General features: G+C 48.6%; 14 protein-coding genes. 3 read left to right on the top strand and 11 right to left on the bottom strand.

All coding sequences use genetic code 11. From position 1 onward, the window contains the following. Nucleotides 1-7: 7 nt before the first annotated feature. From HQN60_RS00690 to lysA, 8 genes are all read right to left on the bottom strand, one after another. Nucleotides 8-775, bottom strand: coding sequence for a PilW family protein (locus tag HQN60_RS00690; RefSeq protein ID WP_173531886.1), 768 nt, complete (start codon nucleotides 773-775; stop codon nucleotides 8-10). Beyond that, entirely contained in the window at nucleotides 769-1,326 is a 558-nt protein-coding gene (locus tag HQN60_RS00685; RefSeq protein WP_173531885.1) for a GspH/FimT family pseudopilin, read from the bottom strand. The genes HQN60_RS00690 and HQN60_RS00685 overlap by 7 nt, the downstream gene beginning before the upstream one ends. Next, the gene (locus HQN60_RS00680; protein ID WP_173531884.1) at nucleotides 1,327-1,797 is read right to left on the bottom strand and encodes a type IV pilin protein; all 471 of its coding nucleotides are present in this window, start codon (nucleotides 1,795-1,797) and stop codon (nucleotides 1,327-1,329) included. A gap of 146 nt (nucleotides 1,798-1,943) precedes the next feature. Next, nucleotides 1,944-2,930, bottom strand: coding sequence for an L-threonylcarbamoyladenylate synthase (locus tag HQN60_RS00675; protein WP_173531883.1), 987 nt, complete (start codon nucleotides 2,928-2,930; stop codon nucleotides 1,944-1,946). Between the two features lie 63 nt (nucleotides 2,931-2,993). Beyond that, nucleotides 2,994-4,469: a GGDEF domain-containing protein gene (locus HQN60_RS00670; protein WP_173531882.1), complete on the bottom strand. Its 1,476-nt coding sequence runs from the start codon at nucleotides 4,467-4,469 to the stop codon at nucleotides 2,994-2,996. A gap of 6 nt (nucleotides 4,470-4,475) precedes the next feature. Then, a complete protein-coding gene (locus HQN60_RS00665) occupies nucleotides 4,476-5,057 on the bottom strand; it encodes a cache domain-containing protein (RefSeq protein WP_173531881.1) in 582 nt (193 codons plus the stop codon). A gap of 295 nt (nucleotides 5,058-5,352) precedes the next feature. Next, nucleotides 5,353-6,552 carry a sodium/glutamate symporter gene (gene gltS, locus HQN60_RS00660; protein WP_173531880.1) on the bottom strand — a complete coding sequence of 400 codons (1,200 nt, stop codon included), beginning with the start codon at nucleotides 6,550-6,552 and terminating at the stop codon, nucleotides 5,353-5,355. Between the two features lie 114 nt (nucleotides 6,553-6,666). Next, a complete protein-coding gene (gene lysA, locus HQN60_RS00655) occupies nucleotides 6,667-7,899 on the bottom strand; it encodes a diaminopimelate decarboxylase (RefSeq protein WP_173531879.1) in 1,233 nt (410 codons plus the stop codon). A gap of 141 nt (nucleotides 7,900-8,040) precedes the next feature. Here lysA and HQN60_RS00650 point away from each other — a divergent pair, with 141 nt between their 5' ends. Next, complete coding sequence (locus HQN60_RS00650; RefSeq protein ID WP_173531878.1) at nucleotides 8,041-8,952, top strand: ArgP/LysG family DNA-binding transcriptional regulator; 912 nt, start codon at nucleotides 8,041-8,043, stop codon at nucleotides 8,950-8,952. 97 nt (nucleotides 8,953-9,049) lie between these two features. Further along, complete coding sequence (locus HQN60_RS00645) at nucleotides 9,050-10,000, top strand: D-2-hydroxyacid dehydrogenase (protein WP_173531877.1); 951 nt, start codon at nucleotides 9,050-9,052, stop codon at nucleotides 9,998-10,000. Between the two features lie 50 nt (nucleotides 10,001-10,050). Here HQN60_RS00645 and HQN60_RS00640 read toward each other — a convergent pair whose 3' ends face one another. The 3 genes from HQN60_RS00640 to phnD all read right to left on the bottom strand — a co-directional run bounded on the left by HQN60_RS00640 (nucleotide 10,051) and on the right by phnD (nucleotide 14,100). After that, on the bottom strand, nucleotides 10,051-11,754 hold the full coding sequence (locus HQN60_RS00640; protein ID WP_173531876.1) for a potassium channel family protein: 1,704 nt from the start codon (nucleotides 11,752-11,754) through the stop codon (nucleotides 10,051-10,053). Nucleotides 11,755-11,761: 7 nt separating this feature from the next. Next, complete coding sequence (locus tag HQN60_RS00635; RefSeq protein WP_173531875.1) at nucleotides 11,762-12,145, bottom strand: DUF6394 family protein; 384 nt, start codon at nucleotides 12,143-12,145, stop codon at nucleotides 11,762-11,764. A gap of 986 nt (nucleotides 12,146-13,131) precedes the next feature. Further along, complete coding sequence (gene phnD, locus HQN60_RS00630; RefSeq protein WP_173531874.1) at nucleotides 13,132-14,100, bottom strand: phosphate/phosphite/phosphonate ABC transporter substrate-binding protein; 969 nt, start codon at nucleotides 14,098-14,100, stop codon at nucleotides 13,132-13,134. Between the two features lie 278 nt (nucleotides 14,101-14,378). Here phnD and HQN60_RS00625 point away from each other — a divergent pair, with 278 nt between their 5' ends. Next, a complete protein-coding gene (locus HQN60_RS00625) occupies nucleotides 14,379-14,588 on the top strand; it encodes an FmdB family zinc ribbon protein (RefSeq protein WP_173531873.1) in 210 nt (69 codons plus the stop codon). Nucleotides 14,589-14,598 lie beyond the last annotated feature (10 nt).

Genomic DNA, 14,598 nt, shown 5'->3' with positions numbered 1-14,598 from the left:
TTTTAGCCTAATTGAATTTGAATGGTCGATTGCGTAACTGCACCATTTCACTTGATTCAATAATTTTTGGATTCGCTGTGGTACTTGTCGGAAGGGTTCCTGAAATGCTTATTTTTACTTGATCGATTACTTCTGCTGCTGAATTAGCTACTGCAGCATTCGCTGCAAGGGCTTGGGCTGATGTAATACTTGCACCGTCGGCAATGCGAATCCAGCCGGAGCTGTATTCAAATTTAAGGGCGTCTGTGCCTAGTTGAATGCTTTTTCCTGAAACTAATGGTGTCCAAGTCCCATTTGCCGAATCGCAACTTGTTGGCGCTGTTGTGCTTGTGGCTGAAGTAAGGAAGTCGATGCGGTTATTGGTGCTATCTAAGCGAATTCCCCTGACTTCATCGTTACTAATGAGTCCATTTCCAGGTGGCAATAGAGGATCTGCATTGGTGTCGCTGTCATAGCGATAAACGATGCATGTTGTGCCACCGAAGGTCCATATTTTACGAAATGTTGTTGTAGATTTTGCGTTTTCGGCAATTTCCTCTACTGGCGTCATTGCTGGGGAGCGATATCCAGAACGTCGAATTTCACGTGTTACTGTCGTTAAAATAGTTTGGAGTTCTTGCTGTGCTGCAGTGTTTTGTAATGTGTCTTTGCTACTACTTAAGCTTGCCAAAGCCATGGTCGCAGCTGCAGTGAGTAACGCTAAGCTAATTGCCATTGCGATTAAAATTTCAATGAGTGAAATACCACTTTGATTTAATAGTGATTTTTTTAGCATGGAAGGTAGCCGCCGATAGCTGGTTTTCCTGTTGGTATGCATATGGTGGTTAATCCAGTAACGCTAACTTGAGTATTTAGTTGATAATTGCCAGATTCAAAGGTGACATATTGAACGGATGTATCTGTTGTAGCATTTGAAAAATTGAAAATTGGGTTTGCTGGATTGATTCGTGTGTTATTTAAATTATTGTCGGTTCCCGCTGCATTTGTAATTGCTTTTACTTTAATTTCTTTGTAATTGCTAGGGAGCATATTTCTTAAATCACAAGGGTTTAATGCGGTGCAGCTCGCTTGTTGATCGCTACTCATAAGAGACCAATTGGTGTCGCTAATACGTGTTGTTTGCAGAAAAATATTGGCATTACGTTTAATGGCTTCGCTGCGTGAGAATTGTATCAATGCTGCAAATTCATTGGCTACACCAATTACACGTTTTCTTTGCATCCATTCCGTAAAGCTGGGAACGGAAATTGCAAGTAATATGCCTAGTATAGAAAGTGTGATCATCAATTCTATTAAAGTAAAGCCACGATTTTTAAAGTACTTCATTTATTTACTCCAGCAGCTGGTTGGAGTGGCAGTTGTATTGCCATTGCTTATTGTCATCGTGAGTGTTTTGCAGTTTGTATCTGAATTTTGTTGTTTTGTGCTGTCGGCAACGGCGTTAATGCAATAGTTTGTACCGGTTGGTGTGCCTGTAGCATCTGTATTTGCCGCACAAGTTGTGCCTATTGTTAGTTTGTAATAAGCATTTTCACTCGTCATGTTTAGACTGGTTGCGTCGCTTACTAAGGCTAAGCCGTTAGTGCTGCCAAAATTGTTGGTGTAAAGCGAGTTATTTGCCCGCCATTTTTCTTGTGCTTGCTGGATTTTACTAATGGTCACTGTCGCATCAGTTCTGCGGCTTTTTTTGATGTATTCGCTGTAGCTGGGTATAGCGATGGCGGCCAGAATGCCGATGATGGCAATGACGATGAGCAGTTCAATCAAGGTAAAACCGCGGCTGCGATAAGAGAGCATGGTGTCCGATCAGATTGGATTTGTTATTGTGGTTTGATGGTACGGGGTTTTGCTTACGGGGGACAAGACCACTTTTCTCGTGTGGGAAGAGCGGTCTTATCTTGGTGACGAACGGTAGTTTTTGTTGCGTACGGTTAACAACTCAACTATGCGTTGATTTTTTTATGCGCTGCGCGGTTCAGTCGGTCGTGAATAGCCAGCCATTCTGCGCCTTCTGGCGGGGTTACCAGCAAAAGTTGATCATAGCCTTGGCGGTCCAACTGGCGGAGTGTGGCGTAGATTTGCTGGGCGTAGTCCGCTGGATTATTCGGCATGGCCTGTTCGGTATATGGCGCATGGTCTTGAATATGCGAGGTGAGTAATACCACTTTCTTACCATTGGCACTTTCTGTTGCTGCCAATTGTTGCATGCTGGCTAAGGGGCCGGTGATGAGCGGCGTGCGTGGCGCGTAGTGTGAATCGAGTAAACCCGATGCCCGTTGTTTGGCGGTGCTGCTGGTGCTGTGGTGCTCAATCGCGTGACCCAATACGGCTTCGATCGCAGCGCGGGAAATGCCACCCGGGCGCAGTAGTTTGGCTTGATTCCCCACTAGGCTGACGATGGTGGATTCAACGCCAACGTCACAGGCGCCGCCGTCCAAAATTAATCGCACTTGCTCAGTGCTAAATTCATGGCGGACATGCTCGGCTGTGGTGGGGCTAACGTGGCCAAATTGATTGGCACTGGGCGCAGCGAGGCCGCCGCCAAATTGCAGCAGTAATTCATGGGTAATCGGGTGCGCTGGCGCGCGTAGGCCGACGGTGTCTTGCCCGCCGGTGACGGCATCACTGACATGCGCCTGGCGCTCTAAAATTAGCGTTAACGGGCCGGGCCAAAATGCTTCGGCCAGTTGATACGCGCTATCGGGAATGTTTTGCGCCCAGTCTGCCAGTTGCGCTACGCCGGCAATATGCACAATGACTGGATGGTCATTGGGGCGGCCTTTGGCGGCAAAAATTTTGGCCACTGCGGCATCTTGACTGGCATCGGCCGCCAAACCGTAGACGGTTTCCGTTGGGATGCCAACGAGTTCACCAGCACGGAGTAAGGCCAGGGCGGCGGAAAGATCGGCAGGAGAGGGCGCTAAGGTCATTTTGGTCTGGCTACACACTTTGGAATGCGCTGATTATATCATCGCACTCCATTCACGGTTTGCTTAGCTGGTACTCGGTGAGATGGCATTAATCGCCTGTGGCGCAAAGTGTTCGTGTGCCGTGCTGTTAGCCGGTTCGCTAACAAAGGCAGATTGCTGACGCAAAAGCACGATAAGCCGCTGCTGCTCGATCAAGTGTGGGATGTCACTGACTAGATTAATTGGTCGCTCTTCAGGTTTAAAGTCACTGGCTGGGCAGATGCCTGCCCAAGTATTACGGCCATTATTTTTTGCTAAATAAAGGCAGTAATCAGCCAAGCTGGCGGCGTATTCCCAACTACAAACTTCGGGGTGCTGATCGATAAAGGGGAAAAAAGCAAAGCCAACTGAGCAGGTGAGGCGAATGGGTTGGTGGGTATCAATATTAAAATGGTGATTTTCGACATCCGCTCGAATTCGCTCGACCAAAATCGGAAATTTGTGGCGATTAACGTTGCTGGCCACAATTAAAAATTCCTCACCACCCCAGCGCACCACGGTATCGCTATCGCGAGCGGCTTTTTGTAAAATTTTGGCAATTTGTTGCAATACCAGATCGCCCGCATGGTGACCAAATTGGTCGTTCACGTGTTTAAAATGATCAACATCAATCATGATTAAGGCCAAATCGTGGTTGGTTTGATGGTCGGGATTATTTTTATGTTGATTGGCGCGATGCGCCTTCAAGGTGCTGGTGGTCATGCCCTGCATGGTGGTTTCGAGAAAACGGCGGTTTTTGAGTTGGGTGAGTGAATCCGTATTACTTTGATCAAACAGCAAAGCATTGGCGTTATTGAGCTCTTGGGTACGGGCGGCCACCATAATTTGGCGTAGTGGGCCACCCACCCAGCGCGCTAGCCAGATGGCGAGGCCACCGGCAAGTCCAAATGTGCCAACGACAAAAATAAAGATCATTTTTTCCATTTGATCGGCCATCTGGTGCTCTTGTTTTACGCGCTCGCTGAGCGACAGCACTTGCTGCTGGGTCATTTGTCTAAGGGCGTTGAGTACTTGATTGTATTTTTCTGCCGCATCACTGAGCGACAGATCCACTGCATCGCGCCGAGCTGCGGGGGTGTCTTCTGACAAAATCTTGATCACATCGCGTGAGGCATTGGCCCATGCGGTTAATGCTTTTTCAAACGTGGGCGGTGGGGCGATTTTGGTTTTATTTAAGACCATGTATTGCTGCCAGAGTACATCCAGTTGGGCAAGGTGTTCGGCGTGTTTTTGTAGTGTTTCTTGCGCGGTGGGGGTCGCGGTTTGCATAAATAGCAGGCTGCGTTCGGCCAAAATGACTTGATGCATTTCGCTTTGCGCTTGTTCTAGTTTAAGTAGCGCCGGTACGTCTTGGGTGGCAACGGTCTGAAAGGTGGTGGTCATTCTCGCGAATGCCCAAATGCCAACGCCACCGATAAGGCCCGTTAGCATGGCCAATGCGCCAAAACTAATCATCAGTCTGGCCAATACCGAAAATCGATCTGTGCTGGTACTCATCATCGTCCCTTAATTGGCGAGCTTTTCGAGCTGTGACAAATTGATGCCGACCACTAAAACGCCGATTGGTTTGCCTGCACTGAGTACCGGCACCGCGATTTGGAGCGCATAGGTTTGGGTGGATTCATCAAACTCTGGTTTGCCTTGCCATGCTTTTCCGGTGGTAAAAGGCACGTCAAATTTGGCTTGTCCTTGATGGATATAGCTCGAGGTTTTTTCGATAAAGGCGACTTTTTCGCCTTTATCGGCAGATAAAAAAGCTTCACTGATGGCGAGTTTACTTTTTGCTTGCATCGATTTGAGGTATTGCCCTGCGGCATTAGTTTGAAATTCAGTAATCAGTGGATCGCTGCGCCGAATGAGTTTCCATTTGGCCTTATCCATGCCGGGTATTGGGCCGATTTGGTTTTGTTTTTCTACCGCATGCTCAATGATTGGATTGGCTGCCCATGTGGCAATCAGAGCTTTTTGTTTATCTAGCTGACTTTGAATTGCCGGCGTCATCACGAATTCATTGGCGTAGAGGCTGGCAGTGAAGAATAGAAAAACTATGCCGAGCATCGATGCTGCTAAAAATCTTACGTTTTTCATAACACCACCTTTCCGTTGGCTTGTTTTTGCCGCTTGATTCAAGGTTAGTGTATGTCTATCGATTTTGCTCGAAGGCTTGTTGCAGAGTGGATTGCTGAGGTTGAAATGAGGACGAATGAAAGGCGGGGTGAATGATTTATTTGTCGTGGTTTTGGTGGGTATATGTAGCTAAATGAATATCTATAAAGTGTTCAAATAGATACCTTTGCAACAATACCTTGGCTTAGATATGAATCAGGGCTGGTGCTGTAGCACTAGCCCTGATGATTGTGTGGTTTAAGTCTCGCAGCGCGGCTTAGTAAATCGGTAATGCCATAAAGATTTTAATAATGATGGCATTCAGAATATCGATAAAGAAAGCGCCGACCATGGGCACGACAATAAACGCTAAGTGAGATGGGCCAAAGCGATGCGTTACCGCTTGCATATTGGCAATCGCCGTTGGGGTTGCACCCAAGCCAAAGCCGCAATGACCTGCTGCCAACACCACGGCATCATAGTTCGAACCCATTACCCGGAAAGTCACAAAGATGGCGTAAGCGGCCATGGCCATCGCTTGTACTGCGAGCAAAATCACCATCGGTAGCGCTAAATTCGCCAATTCCCACAGGCGCAAACTCATCAAGGCCATCGCTAAAAACAGCGCCAAGCTAACGTTACCCAACACGGAAACTTCACGTTCAAAAACTTGGTACCAGCCTAGGCCAGACAAGACATTACGCAGCATGACACCGGTAAATAAAACGCAAACAAAGGTCGGTAATTCAAACGCCGTGCCTGATAAAAGCTCGGCCAAAAACTGCCCGCCCGCCAAGCTCAGCGCAATCAAGGCCAGTGATTCAATAAATGAATTCACCGTGATCAGGCGCGTCGCTTGTGGCTCTTCAAAGCCGGTTGGTGCTTGATCTTGATTGTGCTCGGCACCGGGTACTTTAACTTTACGCAGCAAAAACTTGGCTACTGGGCCGCCAATTAAACCGCCTAACACCAAACCAAACGTGGCACACGCCATCGCCAATTCGGTGGCACCTTGAATGCCAAACTGCTCGCTAAACACCGAGCTCCATGCGGCGCCTGTACCGTGGCCACCTGACAGCGTGACCGAGCCAGCCAGTAGTCCTAAATGACCATCCAGCCCCAATAGATTGGCCAAGCTAATGCCAATTATGTTTTGCATTAATAACAAGCCAGCAACGACGCATAAAAACTTAATCATCACGCCGCCGCCCGCTTTTAGGCTGGCTAAATTGGCCGACAGACCAATGGTGGCAAAAAAGGCCAGCATTAAGGGCGTTTGCAATGAGGTATCAAATTTAACGGTCACGCCAGCGACTTGCTGCGCAAATAGCATCAATAACGCCACCACCAAACCACCGGCAACAGGCTCGGGGATAGTGAATGCTTTTAGCGGCGCTGTTTTTTCGACCAGAATTCGACCAAATAGCAAAACAAGTGAGGCAGCAACTAAAGTGCCGTAGCCACTAATTGTAATCATAAGGTTTTCCTAAGTAATGCCCATATGGAATGTGGCGCTGTAAGAATAAGGGCGGCACAATTGTGTCGCCTATTGCCGGTAATTACAATGTGGCACGGTGTTAACTATTTCGCTTTACAATTCAAGCGCTAACAGTTCGGCGACGGTTTGCCGGCGGCGAATTTGCCGGATCGCATCGCCATCGATCAGCACTTCGGCGATTAGTGGTCGGGTATTGTAATTGGATGACATGCTGGCACCATAAGCGCCGGTGTCGTGAAAAACCACCCAATCGCCAATTTGAGCGCTAGGCAGTAAACGCGGCTCAACCACGCCACCTTCAGCTTGGGTAAATACGTCGCCTGATTCACACAAGGGTCCGGCCAAGACTGTGGGGCGTAGCGCGCCATCCGCTGGCGTGCCATCAGCGCGCAAAATGCTGATTTCATGATAACTGCCATACATCGCGGGGCGCATCAGATCAGAAAAACCGGCGTCAACTAAGACAAAATGGTTGTTGCCCACGTCTTTTTTGGCGCGCACTTCGGCAATTAATTGGCCACTTTCCGCGACTAAAAAACGACCCGGTTCGATTTCTAAATGCACTGGATGCCCTAAAAAGGCCGCAATCTCTTGGCGCGCAGCATCCCATAAATGAAAGTAATGCGCGGTATCAATCGGCTCGCCGCCGACTTTGTAAGGAATCGATAAGCCGCCGCCGGCTGAAATCGCTCGAATATCACGGCCCGATTGTTTCACTTGCGCCACCATTGCGGCGCAAACGTCTTGCAAATGACTGTAATCCACGCCCGAGCCAATATGCATATGCAGGCCGACTAAATCGAGCTGATATTTTTCGATCAAGGCCAAAGCTTCGGGTAGTTGCTCATGCCAAATCCCGTGCTTGCTTTGCTCGCCACCGGTATTGGTTTTTTGGCTATGGCCGTGACCAAAACCGGGGTTGATCCGTAGCCAAACGCGGTGTCCTGGATGCGCTGCGCCCAGTTGCTCTAGCATTTGCGGGCTGCCGCAATTGACTTGAATATCCAGCTCAACCACGCGCGCCAAGGTGGCGCGATCGAGTAAATCGGCGGTGAATACAATGTCGTCGGCATCAGCACCGGTGGCAAAGCCCGCCGCAATCGCGCGCTCGATTTCACCGAGCGACACCGAATCGACTTTTACGCCTTGCTCACGCATTAACCGCAAAATATGAATATTTGAATTGGCTTTTTGCGCAAAACGAATGGTGTCAAATGCTTTAAGTTGGCCAATGCGCTGGCGAATGGTCGCGGCATTGTAAGTCCATGTTGGGGTAGAAAACTCGGCGGCAATGCTGCAAATCTGTTCGGCGTTCAGCGCTTTCATTGGTTTTTCCAGTGGGTTGGGTTTGGCAAGACATAAGCAGCGACAGTGCCGCGCCAATAGGCGGCAATTCAGCGCTTTGGTTTGCATTTTTATGGCTGCTATTCAATCAGATTGCGAAATCGTGGTAAAACGATTAATTCTATGCCCCCACCATTTTTGCTTATGTTTGATTACAAATTACTCGAAGCACTGGATATGGTTTTGCGTTGTGGTAGTTTTGATGCGGCGGCTAAACGTTTGCATTTAACGCCATCGGCGATTTCGCAGCGCATTCGCCAGCTCGAAGAGCGCCATGGCGAAGTGTTGCTGCGGCGTGAAACGCCACTTAGCGCCACGGCCAGCGGCGAAAAACTACTGGCGCATGTGCGGCAAGTGCGCTTGCTGGAGGCCGATTTGGCGACGCAATTTAACGCGAATAATGACGACGTCGCATGGAGCAATTTACGCGTTGGCATTACCGCCGACAGTTTGGCCATTGGCCTGATTGCGGCGATCGCGCCCAATTTAATACCGGCAAAATTATTACTCGATTGTGTGGTCGATGATGAAGCTTATACGCTTGATTTACTGCGCTCTGGCGATGTAATTGGATGTATTAGCACGCAGCCATTGCCTGTAGCTGGCTGTGTAGCAATACCCTTAGGTGAATTACCCTATATTGGCGTAGCCAATGCTCAATTTGTTACCCAATATTTTGCCAATGGTGTGCATGCGCAGAGTTTGGCTGGCGCACCGGCTGCGGTGTTTGGGCAAAAAGAAAGCTTGCATCGGCGCTTGCTGCGCGAGCGTTTTGCTTTGCTCGACGAGCAATTTCCTTGTTATGTGATCCCTGAAAGCCATGCATTGTATGCCGCGGCCAAGTCGGGGTTGGCGTATGCGATTGTGCCGCGAGCGCAAGCTGCCACGGAGCTAACAGCTGGAACGATGTTGGCGCTCGCCGAATTTGCGACTACGGTGCCACTATATTGGCATCATTGGGCGCGGCAAACTCGGCCCGCTTTGGCTTTGACGCAAGCGATTGAGCAATTTGCCGCAAGCCATTTTGCTCGCTAATGGGGCGAGTTCCACTTTGCGCTAATGATTTAGGTGGGGGCGGTGTTTTTTTGATGTTGATCGTTGGCGTTGATTTTATTTTTACGGAGTGAATGTGATGCATGAACCTTTAATCGTTTTTTTGGATCGAGCCAGTTTGCCCGTGCGTTTAAAACCGCTGGCGATGCCGCATCATTGGCAAGAATATCCGCAAACGCAGGCCCATGAGGTGGTGGATAGACTGGCAGGGGCCCGTGTGGCGATTAGTAATAAAGTACCAATTCACCGCGAAATGATGGCGGCTTTACCCGATTTAAAACTCATCGCGGTAGCGGCAACGGGCTACAACCAGATTGACGTGTTGGCGGCAAAAGAATTGAATATCGCGGTGTGCAATATTCGTGATTATGCCATTCATGGTGTGGCCGAGCATACGCTGATGCTGATGTTGGCTTTGCGGCGACAATTGCTGTCGTATCGGCAGCAAGTGTTGGCCGGAGCATGGCAGGCGGCCAGTGGTTTTTGTGTTTTTGGTGCGCCACTGCATGATTTGGCCGGTAGTCGTTTGTGTTTGATCGGCTCGGGCGCACTAGGACAAGCGACTGCAGCATTGGCACGCGCTTTTGGTATGCAGGTGTTTTTTGTTGAGCATCGTGGTGCGGCCGTGGTTCGGCCAGGATTTTTGCCGTGGGACGAGGCGTTGGCCACGGCGGATATTTTAAGTTTGCATTGCCCACTCAATGACGCAACGCGTGGCATGATTGCGGCGCCAGAATTGACGGCGATGAAAACTTCGAGCTTACTGATTAATACTGCGCGCGGTGGTTTAGTGGATGAAGCTGATTTGCTAACGGCACTGCAAACTGGGCAGATTGCTGGGGCGGGCTTGGATGTTTTAGTGACTGAGCCACCGACTGCGGGCAATGCGCTGCTGGATGTCGCGCTGCCCAATTTGTTGATTACACCGCATGTGGCGTGGGCCAGCGTGGAAACCATGCAAACTTTGGCCGATCAATTAATTGATAATATCGGCGGATTTTTGCAAGGCCAACCACGTAATTTGCTGTAAACGCCGTGCCGTATAGGCTTTCTGTGCCACCGCGCGGGTGGCACAGAGTGTTAGATGCGTTCTTGCCACGCGGCGATTTTGCGAAATATCCAACTTTGCGGTTGCTCAGCCCCAGTGCGAGCGTATTCCATTAAGCTGACTTCACTACACATGGCTTGGTGAGATTGCTGGGCGTGATGGTCGCCAATAAATAGCAATTCATCGCCAAAGCGCAGTGTGTCTTCAGCTTTGGGTAATAAAATATCTTTTTCACCATGGCGACGCAGTAGCGCAATACATTGCAATGGCCGGCCGTGATCAATCACGCTGTGATAAAAATGTTTGATCTGTAATGCAGGCAGCGGGCGGGCTAGAAAAGCTTGCACTGCCGCTGGATTTTTAGCGTTTAAACGCACCGTCCAGTGTTCCGGCACAATGCCTTGGCAAAGATTTTCGATGTCGCTGGTTAATTGCCTTGCCCATTCGTCCTCTTTGGTCACTAAAGTCAAAACAAACTGGGCCAACAGTGGATTGGCCATGGCGCGCAATGCTTCATGCGCAACGACTTCACTTCGAATTGAAATAAAACTTGGCGCAAAGGCTTTGAATAATAAATGATTGGTAGCTAAATTTTGCCGCGCAACAATAAATAGTGCTGGGTTAATCGCTCGTGCGGTGGCCAGCGACGAGAGATTATTGGCGTCGTCATCGTGGCAGACAAATAAGCCCACAGCGTGCTCAATGCCCGCTGTTTTGAGTGAGGCGGCGTCAACCCCTAAAGCTTTGTGGTAAATCTGCGGATCAAGCTCGGGCTGTGGATCGGGGTCGATAATATGAACGCTAATGCCTTCTTGCGATAAGGCTTTGTGGATTGAGCGCCCAAAGCGCCCATAACCGACAATCACCCAATGCCCCTTGGGCGGTTTAATGCTCGGCGGGAAAGGGTTGCCAGGAAAATCCGATAAAATCTTACGTAAATGCGAAACGGCCGGGGCATGCATCGCCAGTTGAAACTGCTGGCCCACCGCTTCAAACATATTAATGACTTTATTGGTGCCAAATGACGCCATATTGTCGCTAATTTCTTGGTTTTTGCTGCGGCAAATCGATAGCAACTTAGGCCGTAACACATAGGCGGTGATGGCAATCGATAGATTGGTGTTTTCATTGCCAGTAATGCCCAGCACCCCAATGCAGCGCGGGTGCGATAAGCCGGCGACTTTGAGTAATTCAGGGTTGGCGGCGTCGCCGGCGTGAAATGGGGCGTCAAAATGGTAGTCAGCCAAGGCCACTTCATTAATTCGTTCTTCACGTTGATCAATAACCACAAAGCGAATGTCTTGTGTGTCGAGCACTTCGCAAAGGATGCGCCCGGTTTGCCCGTAGCCACAAATGAGATAAAACGGTTCATTCATCCGCTTTACTTTGCTGCTAAAGCGGGTGTATTGCAGCGCTTTAGCCAGCGCTTGATCGCGAGATAAGGCGAAAATCGAGCTTAAGGCGTAAGTCCAGCCAATGACCGCCAGATAAATACACACTAAAACCCACATCCTTTGCGCGCTGGTAAAGGCATAGGGAATCTCACCAAAACCAATGGTGGTGGCGGTGTAGCTGATAAAGTAAATCGCGTGGAAAAAATCCATCCGATACGGCTGGCCGGCATTATCGACACCGGGAATCAATACCAGACCAAATACCGAAATGGCGTAGATCAAAATCAGCGTGATAATCGGCGTGCGTAAACGCCGCAGCATTAAAAAGAAAATATTTGGCATAACAGGCTTAACGGCGATGTTGCAAGGTTTCGCCAATTAATAAAATGACCGAGACCAAGTTGGCCGCCAAAGCGCCGGCAGAGAGCGACACAATGGTGGTGGTAATCGCTGGCGTCATTCCGACTTGGGTAATATACAGCGCTTTCCACCAGACGAAACTAGCGGCAATTAACTGTAAATCTGCCACCAAGCTGGTCGCTAAATGCAGCGCACCGACTTGAGTTCGATCGCCAAATTTAATTACCGTGGCGATTAAATTCACGATGATGGCCGCAAACAGCTCATTCACATCGTGCTGGTGGGCGATGTCAATTTGGCCGATGACAAAACCAAAATTGAGCGTAAACGCCAGTAAGATAAAGAAGCCAAAGATGACTTTTTCTAAATTCATGGTGAAATTCCAATCATAGTAAATCGTGAACCGATTATCGGCTGGGTGCGTGATGCAGATTTAATCAGGGCCTTATGCCCACCAATTAAGCGCCAACGCGCCGCCTTTATACGGTGCGCGCATCATGCTTTGCTTCCCCTATTGGGTCAAATCATTCGCCGTAAAAGCGCGATGTAATTATTACAGTTGCTTGGCGCTGGTGCTGGCTATTTGGTGATGCACCATCAATTTGAATTTTATCCCCAGAAGTCGTGGATAAAATTCAGCTACAGCTGTGGGTAAGTCACTTAAGTCATTGAAATTAAGTGTCTCTTGTAAAGTGGCTAAGCCTATGTGAAAAAATAGGCCATTTCATGGCTTTATGCTCAAGTGGCGTGAGTTTTTGCGTGCATAAGCTGTGGATAAACGGCTTATCTTAATGATTTGTTTGGATAAATAAGTGCTGACTTTTTTTTAAGCAGGTTTTTGCGGGGTGGCTGGTCTGCCATGGCCGATTCGGCGCGGATGAAACACTCGCAAAGTGTTACCAGTGTGAACAAGTTGGCGGCAGAGGCAGAAAAAGAAGTGGCGGATCAATATGGCGTATTGCATGGCCTAGGATCGCGTAGGGGCGGGTAGAAAAAATGAACGGCTTAGTTTCAAGCCGATCGTTAAGCCATAAGGGGCTTATTATTTTTTATCGCTGGATTTTGCTGCAGGCATAAAGCCCGCTACCGGCACTGTTGCTGATTTTTCTTTTTTCGGTTTTTTAGTTTCTTTATTGCTGCGTGCTTGACCCTTGGCCATGATGTTGCTCCGATTTGATGATTAAGTAGTAATGATAAATGGCAACCTGCACGGTGCATCGCGCACGAGGTTAGATTCATCATAGGCGCATCAAGCATGGCTTAGGGATTTAATTACGCGATTAGCCGCAATTATCAGTCTGGGTATATTGCTGAAACTTAAATTTAATAAAAGTAAGCGGCATATACCCCAGCGCTGAGTTATTTGGCACCACCGAGTAATTGAGTCAGTTGGCGGTAGCGTTTGTAATAGTTTTCTTCCTGCTGCGTTTTTTCGGTATGAGCGAGTTTTTTATTTAAGGTGAGTTTGAATAAATCATGAAACAGCTGTAAATCAGTGACTTGGCGTAAGCTGCGATTGTCCGCGGGTATAAACCCCGCCAATTGGTCGGCATAATATAAGCGCTGTTTGGCTTGCGCGGTGTTGTTACCCGTTTTGCCGTACTGAGTAAAAAACTGTTTGATTTTGTTTTTGAGCGGGGCAGGTAGATCTTGTCGTTGAATTAAGGGGTCAAAGGCAAATTCTGGCGACTGCCAAATCAGGCGCATTTTGGCGTGATCACGCGGGTATTTTTCTTTGAGCTGCTCTAAGTCAAATGAATTACTGACGGCGACATCGACTTGCTGGGTTGCCAGCGCAATAAAGGATTGTTCGGCATTGCCATACACAATGTGTTTGAAATAATTTTCTGGGATGATGTTTTTTTGTAAAAACAAATGGTAGTGCGGAATGTAATATTCAGCGGTGCTGCCATGGATGCCTGAGGCGTAGTTCAGTTGCTGAGGATGTTGGAGTAATTGCTCGGCATTTTTGATCGGGCTGTTGGCGCGAACTAACATCACGCTGCGATACGTTGCCTGATTGCCACTTTGCACTAAGGATGCAAAAACTTCGGCCTTGGCATTTTCTACCGCATCGAGCGCCAATTTGTTATCAACGCGGGCCACTTGGATTTCATTGTTTTTAATTTTATTCAATAACACCGCTCTATCATTGCCCACCCAAGCTTTTACCGGTTGACCGACTACGGCGGCCAGATCATTCAGAATCGGTTGCCAATCTTCTAGTGTTTGCTCGTCATTGCGCGAGGTCAGTAAGCCGACGGTGATATCGGCGTGCGCGGGGAGCGCCAAACAGCAAAGTAGCAAGCAAAGAGGGCGAAATGACATAGCAAATAATCCCAGGCAACGAAGGGACTACATCATAGGGATTGAGTGTGACGGTAATATGAAATGTTTGTAAGTAATCACGCATCAGTCATTAAGAGGCACGACTTGAGCGTTGATGAGCGGCAAATTCGGTGAACCTAAAGCAAAAAAAGCCCAGCAGTGCGAGATTGCTGCAGTGTAAAGCGGCGTTGATTTGCTTTGAATGAGTTGTGGTTTCGACCTTGGCGTGCGAACAAGGTATAATCAGCGCCTTCTGGTTGGTCGCGTATGAATATTTTATGCCTATTTATGCTTATCGCTGTACTGAGTGTGGTCATCAAGACGAGCACTTACAAAAAATGTCCGCTGATGCATTAACGCAATGCCCAGCTTGCCAAGCCGAAAAATACACTCGGTGCGTGACTGCGGCGGGTTTTCAACTCAAAGGGTCTGGCTGGTATCAAACTGATTTTAAAGGTGGTTCTGGCACAACCGGTTCGAGCTCTTAATCGATTTTTA

The organism is Deefgea piscis (assembly GCF_013284055.1).
Taxonomy (GTDB): Bacteria; Pseudomonadota; Gammaproteobacteria; order Burkholderiales; family Chitinibacteraceae; genus Deefgea; species Deefgea piscis.
This window is presented reverse-complemented; position numbering and strand designations above follow the sequence as displayed.

Excerpts from the sequence above, each read along its gene's own strand:
- HQN60_RS00625 (WP_173531873.1), top strand. The coding sequence starts at position 14,379 with ATGCCTATTTATGCTTATCGCTGTACTGAGTGTGGTCATCAAGACGAG.
- phnD (WP_173531874.1), bottom strand. The coding sequence starts at position 14,100 with ATGTCATTTCGCCCTCTTTGCTTGCTACTTTGCTGTTTGGCGCTCCCC.
- lysA (WP_173531879.1), bottom strand. The coding sequence starts at position 7,899 with ATGAAAGCGCTGAACGCCGAACAGATTTGCAGCATTGCCGCCGAGTTT.
- HQN60_RS00640 (WP_173531876.1), bottom strand. The coding sequence starts at position 11,754 with ATGCCAAATATTTTCTTTTTAATGCTGCGGCGTTTACGCACGCCGATT.
- HQN60_RS00645 (WP_173531877.1), top strand. The coding sequence starts at position 9,050 with ATGCATGAACCTTTAATCGTTTTTTTGGATCGAGCCAGTTTGCCCGTG.
- HQN60_RS00685 (WP_173531885.1), bottom strand. The coding sequence starts at position 1,326 with ATGAAGTACTTTAAAAATCGTGGCTTTACTTTAATAGAATTGATGATC.
- HQN60_RS00665 (WP_173531881.1), bottom strand. The coding sequence starts at position 5,057 with ATGAAAAACGTAAGATTTTTAGCAGCATCGATGCTCGGCATAGTTTTT.
- HQN60_RS00650 (WP_173531878.1), top strand. The coding sequence starts at position 8,041 with ATGCCCCCACCATTTTTGCTTATGTTTGATTACAAATTACTCGAAGCA.
- gltS (WP_173531880.1), bottom strand. The coding sequence starts at position 6,552 with ATGATTACAATTAGTGGCTACGGCACTTTAGTTGCTGCCTCACTTGTT.
- HQN60_RS00675 (WP_173531883.1), bottom strand. The coding sequence starts at position 2,930 with ATGACCTTAGCGCCCTCTCCTGCCGATCTTTCCGCCGCCCTGGCCTTA.
- HQN60_RS00690 (WP_173531886.1), bottom strand. The coding sequence starts at position 775 with ATGCTAAAAAAATCACTATTAAATCAAAGTGGTATTTCACTCATTGAA.
- HQN60_RS00635 (WP_173531875.1), bottom strand. The coding sequence starts at position 12,145 with ATGAATTTAGAAAAAGTCATCTTTGGCTTCTTTATCTTACTGGCGTTT.
- HQN60_RS00670 (WP_173531882.1), bottom strand. The coding sequence starts at position 4,469 with ATGATGAGTACCAGCACAGATCGATTTTCGGTATTGGCCAGACTGATG.
- HQN60_RS00680 (WP_173531884.1), bottom strand. The coding sequence starts at position 1,797 with ATGCTCTCTTATCGCAGCCGCGGTTTTACCTTGATTGAACTGCTCATC.